9 protein-coding genes, 1 tRNA gene and 1 pseudogene are annotated in these 9,477 nt (G+C 63.5%); 10 read left to right on the top strand and 1 reads right to left on the bottom strand.

All coding sequences use genetic code 11. The features are described from left to right. Nucleotides 1–72: 72 nt before the first annotated feature. The 6 genes and pseudogenes from BST27_RS28830 to BST27_RS28805 form a co-directional block, all read left to right on the top strand. Nucleotides 73–1,092 (top strand): annotated as a pseudogene (locus BST27_RS28830) (glycoside hydrolase family 183 protein); the annotation flags it as partial. A gap of 94 nt (nt 1,093–1,186) precedes the next feature. Further along, nucleotides 1,187–2,461 (top strand): Nramp family divalent metal transporter, encoded by a 1,275-nt coding sequence (locus tag BST27_RS28825; protein WP_232007241.1) that lies wholly within the window; start codon nt 1,187–1,189, stop codon nt 2,459–2,461. Between the two features lie 144 nt (nt 2,462–2,605). Further along, nucleotides 2,606–3,079, top strand: coding sequence for a PE family protein (locus tag BST27_RS28820; RefSeq protein WP_069418720.1), 474 nt, complete (start codon nt 2,606–2,608; stop codon nt 3,077–3,079). Nucleotides 3,080–3,331: 252 nt separating this feature from the next. Further along, the gene (locus tag BST27_RS28815) at nt 3,332–3,889 is read left to right on the top strand and encodes a PE family protein (protein WP_069418721.1); all 558 of its coding nucleotides are present in this window, start codon (nt 3,332–3,334) and stop codon (nt 3,887–3,889) included. 133 nt (nt 3,890–4,022) lie between these two features. After that, nucleotides 4,023–5,078, top strand: a complete 1,056-nt coding sequence (locus tag BST27_RS28810; protein WP_069418722.1) for a poly-gamma-glutamate hydrolase family protein — start codon at nt 4,023–4,025, stop codon at nt 5,076–5,078. A gap of 3 nt (nt 5,079–5,081) precedes the next feature. Further along, nucleotides 5,082–5,906, top strand: coding sequence for an LLM class F420-dependent oxidoreductase (locus tag BST27_RS28805; RefSeq protein WP_079219767.1), 825 nt, complete (start codon nt 5,082–5,084; stop codon nt 5,904–5,906). A 12-nt stretch (nt 5,907–5,918) separates the two neighbouring features. On the opposite strand, the gene BST27_RS28800 is transcribed toward BST27_RS28805, so the two are convergent. Beyond that, nucleotides 5,919–7,427, bottom strand: a complete 1,509-nt coding sequence (locus BST27_RS28800; protein ID WP_069418723.1) for a carotenoid oxygenase family protein — start codon at nt 7,425–7,427, stop codon at nt 5,919–5,921. A 103-nt stretch (nt 7,428–7,530) separates the two neighbouring features. Here BST27_RS28800 and BST27_RS28795 point away from each other — a divergent pair, with 103 nt between their 5' ends. From BST27_RS28795 to BST27_RS32740, 4 genes are all read left to right on the top strand, one after another. Next, nucleotides 7,531–8,091 carry a TetR/AcrR family transcriptional regulator gene (locus BST27_RS28795; protein WP_069418724.1) on the top strand — a complete coding sequence of 187 codons (561 nt, stop codon included), beginning with the start codon at nt 7,531–7,533 and terminating at the stop codon, nt 8,089–8,091. 96 nt (nt 8,092–8,187) lie between these two features. Next, nucleotides 8,188–8,260 (top strand) — tRNA-Arg (locus BST27_RS28790). A gap of 161 nt (nt 8,261–8,421) precedes the next feature. Then, complete coding sequence (locus tag BST27_RS28785; protein WP_069418725.1) at nt 8,422–8,862, top strand: pyridoxamine 5'-phosphate oxidase family protein; 441 nt, start codon at nt 8,422–8,424, stop codon at nt 8,860–8,862. 215 nt (nt 8,863–9,077) lie between these two features. Beyond that, complete coding sequence (locus BST27_RS32740; RefSeq protein ID WP_069418726.1) at nt 9,078–9,380, top strand: hypothetical protein; 303 nt, start codon at nt 9,078–9,080, stop codon at nt 9,378–9,380. Nucleotides 9,381–9,477: the final 97 nt, after the last annotated feature.

Here is a 9,477-nt window from a genome sequence, read left to right as displayed (position 1 = left end):
GTTGCCCGCTGCGGCTACGCGATCCGCGACCGCGCGTCCAATTGCTTTTGACGCCCCGGTAACCAGGACCCGTCGCTGGTCGAGTGGGTGACCGGCCCCGAGGGCCCCAACAAGACCCTGCAGCGCTTCGGCATCTCCGGAACCGACCTCGGGATCCTTTGGGACAACGGTGATCCCGCCAACCACCAGGTACTCATGGCGTTCGGCGACACCTTCGGCTACTGCGCCGTCAAGGGCAACCAATGGCGCTACAACGTCCTGTTCCGCAGCAACGACACGGACCTGTCGCACGGACTCCACGTTGCCGAGGGCGACCCCCACAACAGATACGCCGGCTCCCCGACGCAGCAACCGGGCTTCTCCAAGCAGGTGATCAACAGCATCAAGTTCGCCAAGGAAGAGACGGGAATCATTCCGACCGCCGCGATCTCGATCGGGAAGACGCAGTACATCAACTTCATGTCCATCAAGGACTGGGGTCGCGACGGAGAATGGTGGACGAACTATTCGGGCGTGGCAATGTCCACCGACAACGGCCAGAACTGGGCCGTCTACCCCGGCACTATCCGCGCCAACGGTCCCGACGCCGCCCGAGTCCCGTACGTCGAGGGCAACGAGAACTTCCAGATGGGCGCCTATGTCAAGGGGACCGACGGTTACCTGTACTCGTTCGGCACCCCGAACGGACGCGGCGGCTCGGCCCACCTGTCGCGCGTGCAGCCACGTTTCATCCCGGATCTCACCAAATACGAGTACTGGAACGGTGATTCGAACTCCTGGGTGCCGAACAAACCGTCGGCGGCCACTCCGGTGATCCCCGGTCCGGTCGCCGAGATGTCGGCCCAGTACAACACCTACCTCAAGCAGTACCTGGTGATGTACACCAACGGCGCCAACGACGTGGTGGCACGGACCGCACCCGCGCCGCAGGGACCCTACGGCCCGGAGCATCTGTTGGTCTCCAATTTCGCCATGCCCGGCGGCATCTACGCACCGATGATGCACCCCTGGACGACGGGCAAGGACGTGTACTTCAACCTGTCCCTGTGGTCCGCATACGACGTGATGCTGATGCACACCTCGCTGGGATAGCTGGGCTCCTCACGGCGTCCAGATTGCCGCCATGGTCGTGGTCGCGGCGCACATGACATCCTTGACGGCAATCTCGGCGTAGCCGCCCAGGCCGATTCGACTACCCTCACCCTTCTATTCGGTTGCCGGATCGAAAGTCGGTGAGTTGGCGCAGGACACGTCGGTCAAGACGAGCTGGTATCTGCTCGGACCCGCTTTCGTCGCGGCGATCGCGTACGTCGACCCCGGGAATGTGGCGGCCAACGTCAGCTCGGGTGCTCAGTTCGGCTACTTGCTGCTGTGGGTGATTGTCGCGGCCAACGTGATGGCCGGGCTGGTGCAGTACCTCTCGGCCAAGCTCGGGCTGGTCACCGGCCGCTCGCTGCCGGAGGCCATCGGCCTGCGGATGGGTCGGCCGACGCGGTTGATCTATTGGGCACAGGCCGAGGTGGTCGCAATGGCAACCGATCTGGCCGAGGTGGTCGGCGGCGCGATCGCGTTGCGCATCCTGTTCGGCCTGCCGCTTGTCCTTGGCGGGATTATCACCGGCGTGATCTCGCTGGCACTGTTGCTCATTCAGGATCGTCGCGGGCAGCGCCTTTTCGAGCGGGTCATCACTGGTTTGCTGTTGGTGATCGCTGTCGGCTTCACCGCCAGCTTTTTCGTTGCCACCCCGCCCCCGAGCGCCGTACTCAGCGGCCTTGTACCGCGCTTCGAGGGCACCGAAAGCGTGCTGCTGGCGGCGGCGATCCTGGGGGCCACGGTGATGCCCCACGCCGTCTACTTACATTCGGGCCTGGCGCGTGACCGCCACGGCCACCCGGAGCCGGGTCCGGACCGGCACCGCCTGCTGCGCATAACCCGATGGGACGTCGGGCTGGCCATGCTCACCGCGGGCGCGGTGAACGCGGCGATGCTGCTGGTGGCGGCGCTCAACATGCGCGGGCGCGGAGAAGATACCGCCTCGATCGAGGGGGCCTACGTCGCCGTCCACGACACCTTGGGGGCGACGATCGCGGTGTTGTTTGCGATCGGCCTGCTGGCGTCGGGCTTGGCGTCAGCGTCGGTGGGCGCCTACGCCGGCGCGATGATCATGCAGGGCCTACTGCACTGGTCGGTTCCGATGGTGGTGCGCCGCCTGGTCACTTTGGGCCCCGCGATCGCGATCCTGGCATTCGGCGTCGACCCGACCCGGACCCTGGTGCTCTCGCAGGTCGTATTGTCGTTCGGCATACCGTTCGCGGTGCTGCCACTGGTCCGACTGACCAGCAACTCCACGGTGATGGGTATCGATGTCAATCATCGCGCGACGACGGCGATCGGGTGGGTTGTCGCGGTGATGATCACCTTGCTCAACCTGGTGCTGATTTTTCTGACCGTCACCGGTTAAGCGGGACAGGCTGCGCGCTGGCCGAAGTTTCAGTAATCGACTACTGAAACCCGCCCGGTCACTTCGGATGAGACTCGATTGCAGTGTGATTGGGCCCTACGCCGAGGAGGACACCGTGTCGCTTGTCATCGCAACGCCGGACTTATGGCCGAGGCGGCGACGAACCTGGATGCGATTGGCTCGGCACTCAACGAGGCGCACCTGGTGGCTGCGGGCCCAACCGTCACGGTGGCTCCCGCCGCTGCCGATGAGGTTTCTGTTGGCATCGCGCAGCTGTTTTCGGGTTTCGGCCAGGAGTACCAGGCTTTGGCCCGCCAGACCGCGCAGTTTCATGAGGACTTCGCGCAGCACTTGATCGCCGGCGCGGGCATGTATGCCGGGGCGGAGGCCACCAACGTCGACCTCTTGGGGCCTTTGGCCCCGTTAGTGGAGTCGCTTTTCATGGGCAGTGGCTTACAGGAAGCGATTGACAATCTGTTGAGAAATGCACTCGGTCTACTCGAATTTTCTATTGCCGCACTGCTAGATGTGTCGTTTGTGGTTTTCGTGGTTACCCTTTTTTGGTTTTGGATCTTCGTGATAGCCGGGCTAACCCTGGTCGAACGGTTTGTGCCTTAACTCGGCTCGTTCGGTGCGGTATTTGCGTTCACATGAGCAGCACCGCCGGCACCAAAAGGATTTCAGTAGTCGACTACGGAAGCCCACTTCTTCACATGGAGCGATGCTCGGTTCACAAGACCTCTCACCACCCGTTGGAGGAGGACATCATGACCACTGCGCATTCATCTGCGGGCGCGTCGCGAGCGGGCGTGCTCGTATCCGTTTACGCGGCAAGTCGTGTACTGCCACGCACGCTGGCGGTAAAGTGACATGTCACATGTATTCGCCGCGCCGGAACTTCTGGTTGACGCGGCTGCGAACCTGGAAACCATTGGCTCGAGCCTTTACGAGGCGCACACCCTGGCAGCGAATTCCACCCTCGCGGTACTGCCCGCTGCGGCCGACGAAGTGTCGACGAGCATCGCAAACCTGTTTTCCCGCTACGGCCAGGATTACCAGCGGCTGGCTGGGCTGGCAGCGGGGTTTCACGAGCAATTTGTGCAGCATTTGAATGCGAGCGCCGCCGGCTATGCCAGCGCAGAGGCCATCAATGTCACGTTGGTGCAGCCGTTTACCTCGTTTCTGGAGGCTAGCGGCTTGAGTGGGCCGTTATACGACCTGGGGTGGAGTATCTTCTACCAGCTCGAGGCGGTTTCCAGGAACAATCCTTACAGCAGCCTATTCCAGGCGCTATGGGCACTAGTTTTCCTTTTCATTGGGTTGCCGCTGTTGTCGTTAGCAATTGGTGTTCTGCTGCCGCAATTTTTTTACTATTTCGGCAACAGTCTCATTCTGCCCGGCCTAGTCGGGTTAGCCGCGCTTGCCTGAGCTTGGCTTCCGTCGCGCCTAGCCTGGTTGTCAACAGGTACGGCAGGATGGATACGTCGTCGGACTCTGGGGTGTCAGCTTGGTGCACGGTATTGCCCATCAAGGGGCGATCTGTCGGTCGGTGACCGGCTGAATGTCGGCCCGCCGGCACCCCTACTTCGCGTACGGCTCCAATCTGTGCGTCCAGCAGATGGCCGCCCGCTGTCCCGACGCCGCCGATCCCCGCCCGGCGGTGCTGCCCGATCACGACTGGCTGATCAACCAGCGTGGCGTGGCCACGGTGGAGCCCTTCACCGGAAGCCAGGTCTACGGCGTGCTGTGGCAGATTTCCGACCACGACCTGGCGGCCCTGGACAGTGCCGAGGGCGTGCCGGTGCGGTATCGGCGCGACCGGTTGACGGTGGCGACCGACAACGGCCCGGGGCCGGCCTGGGTGTACATCGACCACCGCGTCACCCCCGGGCCACCGCGTCCGGGCTACCTGCCGCGGATCATCGACGGAGCCCGCCACCACGGACTCCCGCAACGCTGGATCGACTTTCTGCACCGCTGGGACACGACACACTGGCCGAAGCCAGTGACCACGAATACACCAGCACCACAGTCGCTTTCGGCGCTGCTGAACGAGCCCGGGGTGATCGAGTCCAGCTACGTCCGGTCGCGCTTCGGCTTTCTGGCCATCCACGGCGGCGGCCTGGAGCAGATGACCGACGTGATCGCCGAACGCGCGGCCGAGGCCGCCGACGCATCGGTCTACCTGTTGCGACATCCCGACCGCTATCCGCATCATCTGCCGTCGGCACGTTTCGATCCCGCGGAATCCGAACGGCTGGCCGAGTTCCTCGATCATGTCGACGTCGTCGTCTCGCTGCACGGCTACGGCCGTATCGGTCGCAGCACCCAGTTGCTGGCCGGCGGGCGTAATCGGACACTGGCCGCGCACCTGCGGCGCCACCTCCAACTGCCCGGCTACCAGGTCGTCACCGATCTCGACGCCATTCCGCTGGAACTCCGCGGCCTTCATCCGGACAATCCGGTCAACCGCGTGCGCGGGGGTGGAACCCAGCTGGAGTTGTCGGTTCGCGTCCGAGGCCTCAGCCCCCGAAGTCCGCTCCCCGGCGAGGATGGTCTGTCTCCGCCCACCTCCGCCCTGGTGCGTGGTTTGGTGGCCGCCGCACGCTCCTGGTAGGTGTTGTCGGTGACCAAGGATTTTCGCTTCGGACTCAGCGTCCGGTTCTTCAAATCTCGGGCTGGGTTGGTCGATCTTGCCAAGCGCGCCGAGGACCTTGGTTACGACGTGCTCTGCGTGCCCGACCACCTCGGGGCGGCGGCACCATTCCCGACGCTGACCGCGGTCGCCATGGTCACCACGAAGATTCGCCTGAGCATGTACGTGCTCAACGCCGGCTTCTACAAACCGGCCCTGCTGGCACGCGACGTCGGAGCGTTGCAGGTGCTCAGCGAGGAGCGTCTGGAACTGGGCCTGGGCGCCGGTTACGTCCGAGAAGAGTTCGAGGCCGCCGAACTCCCCTATCCCAGCGCGGGCGCACGCGTCGACCATCTGGAACACATGACCGCCTACTTCTGCCAGAACCACCCGACGGTGCCGATCATGATCGCCGGCAGCGGTGACCGGGTGATGACGCTGGCCGCGCGGCATGCCGACATCATCGGGCTGACCGGGGCCAAGGTGCGCGACGTCGAGGACCCACTGGCCGAGCGCATCGAATTCGTCCGCAACGCCGCCCGCGAGCGTTTCGACCCGCTGGAGCTGAACCTCGTCATCACCGCGGTCCCTCGCGAAGGCGAGCGGAAGCCCAGCTTGTCGTTGACGCGCCGGAACGCACCCGACCTGTCCGACGACGAGTTGTTGGCCTTGCCCGCGGTACTCAGCGGGTCACCTACCGAGATGGCCGACAAGCTGAGAAGCCACCGCGACAAGTACGGCATCACCTACTTCACCGTGCAGGACAACCACGTCGAGACGTTCGCGAAGGTGATCGCCGAATTACGTTGAGCCGCTTCGGTTTCAGCTCGAGCTTGCCACGAAATTGCCGTGAAATCCCTGAGGGATGTGGTGGGTGAGTTGGGCAGTGGCGATTGGTCCGCGCTCAAGGTCTTTGGCGTCGAGGATGACCAGCCGGGACAGGTGCTCCTTGGCCTGGTATTCGACCGACAACAGCCAGCCGTCGTCCTCGGTGGTCGCGTCGGGGCGGGGGACGAAAACCGGTTCGCAGAAACTGTTGCCGTCGGCCTGCGCCTCGTACGTGGTCTCGGTGTTGTCACTCAAGTCCAGTTTGGTGATCGAGTCGTACACCGATGACAGCCGCCGCCGACTGGTGAGATAGGCGTAGCGGTGATTACGCCCCTCGCGGTCGGGGTGGTGTCGGGGAAACTCAGAGACGGTGTCGCTCAACGGCTCTCGGATGACTCGATTCGATTTGGTGACGCGGAAGCGGTTGAATTCCCCGGGCGAATCATGAAGTGGGGTGGTCTGGAACCGCGAAATGCTCTTGAGTAGCTGCGGGTTTTCGTAGGTGATGACGTCGACCACGACGTCATCACCGTCGTCATAGGCGTTACTCAGGTGAAATTGCAGTATCGCCGGGGAGTCGATGAAACGAACCTCGCCGCCGTCGCGTGGCACGAGGATGAAGAAACTGCCCCGCTCGGGACGGTAGCGCAGTGTGTCACCGACTGGCTTGAGGCCCAGAGCGACTTGCAGCAAGTTGGTCGCGATCGGCGACAGCAGAAAGACCAGATAGCGCTCCGTGATCGCAAAGTCGTGCAGCATTGCCAGATACGGCAATCGGACCGAACGCAGGTACTGGACGGTGCCTTGCGGATCGGCGCGGTAAATACGCAGGTGCGGTCGCGGGATGAATTCGGCACCGAAGTTGAACATGTCGCCGGTACGGGGACAGACGCAGGGATGTGCGGAGAACGTTGCCCCCTTGCGTAGCGCCCCGCCGAAGTGGCGTACGCCGAGAGTGTCCAACGTGTCCGGGTCGATCTCGTACGGCGCTCCGCCTTCCCACAACGCATACAGTCGGCCGGCATGCTCAACAACGTTGGTATTGGCCAAGTTTGGCGGGGTCTTGGCGATGTTTGCCCGCCAGCCGCCGGGCGCCGCGGTGCCCAAATGCGTGGTTCCGGTCTTGCCCAGGTAGTGACGGGTGCGCACGTACCGGTTGCGGTAGTGCACACCGCCGTCACGGATGGCGAAGGCGGACAACATGCCGTCACCGTCGAACAGATGATGCAAGGGACGGCCGGTGTGGTCCTCCCAGCGTCCGGGACCGTTGCGGTAAAGCGTCCCGGATAGCTCGGGGGGAATGGTTCCCTCGATCTCCTCCACCCGGTAGTCGTGTTCGGTGCGCAGCGGTTCGCTGACGCCGAGGCTGAGCAGGTCCGCACTGGACATCGCCGCAAGCCGGTCGGTGGCCTGGACCCGTTCGTCGTGGGATAACGACGCTAAGTACCGCTGCAACCCCGGCAATCTCGACAGGTCAAGCACGGCTGCTGCCTGGTTCGTCACCGCGCGCTCCTTTGGGCTTCGGAAACTGAGACTCTAGCTCAAGTTAGTCTCAGTTGGTGACGGGGTCAACAGGCCGCACCGCTGGGCGGTAAAAATACCGATAATGGGCTCCACTCGTTCGTCCGAAAAGCTGCTGGAAGCGACTTTGCAGCTGATTGCGCAGAGCGGCATGGATTCGCTGACCCTGAGCCAGGTGGCCGAGCGCGCCGGCGTCTCGCGGGCGACGGCCTACCGCGAATTCGGCGACAAAGACGGGTTGATCTCCGCGGTGGCGCAACACGAGGTCCAGCACATGGCCCACGAGGTGATGTCCAGCGTCGACGCGCACGGCGACCCGGTGAGCATGGTGCCCGCGACCGTCCTCGCCGCACTGCGCTACCTGCGGCACAACGCCGCATTCACCTACGTGCGTGACCACGAACCGCATTGGCTGCTGCGGGCCGTGCTGCAGATCGGTGAGACCCGGATGACCGTCGTGCAGAGCATGGCCGCGACCGTCGCACCTGCGATCGCCGCCACGAAATATTCACGTCGGTTTTTGCCGCCCCTGCAGGCAGCCGAGATCATCGTTCGAACCGTGCTCTCGCACACTCTCATCGAGCGCAGCACACTGACCGACGAAGAAGTCGCTGACGCGGTGACCCGCGCGATCACCATTGATTGATCCGTCCCCGACACGTCACGGTAGGCTGAGTCGGCGCGCCGCGGCGCACACGGTCCGTACCGGAACTCGGGTTTTCGTCACGAATCGGCCCCGTCCGCCCTCGTAGCTCAGGGGATAGAGCACGGCTCTCCTAAAGCCGGTGTCGCAGGTTCGAATCCTGCCGGGGGCACTTTGCGTTGTTGCAGGTCAGGCGAGTGTTCAAAGGCTATATCCGAAGGCCGCGCGCGATCAAAGTGCGATTGGCTCGGCGACTCGGCCCCCCTTGCAAACCCGGAGCGACACTCTCTTTTGGCCACTCCTCACCACGACGCCGCCGCGTTAGGCTGAGGCATGTCCGTGGACAATCCGGTCACCGTGCTGAGCGAAGACGAAAGCTGGAGCCTGCTATCCACCGTGTCGTTAGGCCGATTGGTTACGGTCAGGGGCACGCGGGCCGAAATCTTCCCCATCAACTTCGCCACCCAGCGCCGGACTCTGATCTTCCGAACCGCCCAGGGCACCAAGCTGTACAACGCCGTGATGGGCGAGGGGGTAGCTTTCGAGGCCGACGACCACACTGACACCGAGGGGTGGAGCGTGATCGTCCACGGCCGGGCGCATCTGCTGACCTCCAACGACGACGTCCTAGACGCCGAGGAAACGGAGCTACAGCCGTGGCCCGCCACGTGGAAGCCGCACTATGTACGGGTGATCCCCACGGAGATCAGTGGGCGGCGGTTCAAGTTCGGTCCCCAGCCAACCGGTCCGCTGGCGATTTCCGAGCACGCCTAGCTGGACAGCGGACCACACGCGGCCCGAGTCCCGCGGCAACGTTTGATGACTCCTGAGCACCAAAACTCTTGCGGTGCAAGGTAGCTAATCCGCTGTCACGCAAGCCGCCGGGCCACGCGATTTCCGGCTAACACCGCAGCCGTTGCGTAGAAGCAAAAGTGGGTAACCAGCGCAGTAATGCAAACATCAGCGCACTAGCGGAAGGCGGCAGGCAGATGGCTGGTCAGGAGGGCGGTCGGTGGGACGTCGGCGTCAAGGACGACGAGGTCTACATCGCACGCATTGACGACAGCGACCAGAAGGTCTTCAACGATCTGATTTCGCCCGATGAAGCGCGTGGCCTGGCTGATCTCTTGACCAAGTACGCCGACAAGGCCGGCGGGTCCGAGGAATCGGACGACGACGATGACGACGACTCCGACAAGTCCGAGAAATCCGACGACGACGAAGACGACGACGACGAAGACGAAGACGACGATGACCACGACGATGACGATGACGATGACGATGACGACTAGAGACACGTCGTCGAACTAAGCCTGAATCCACCGATCGACCCTGCGGTGGCGGGCTGAGATCTTGATCTTGATACCGGCTGGTGGTGGGCATGATGGG

This window comes from Mycobacterium intermedium (assembly GCF_002086275.1).
Lineage (GTDB): Bacteria > Actinomycetota > Actinomycetes > Mycobacteriales > Mycobacteriaceae > Mycobacterium > Mycobacterium intermedium.
The sequence above is the reverse complement of the archived record's forward strand: the minus strand, read 5'-3'. Positions and strand labels throughout refer to the sequence as shown.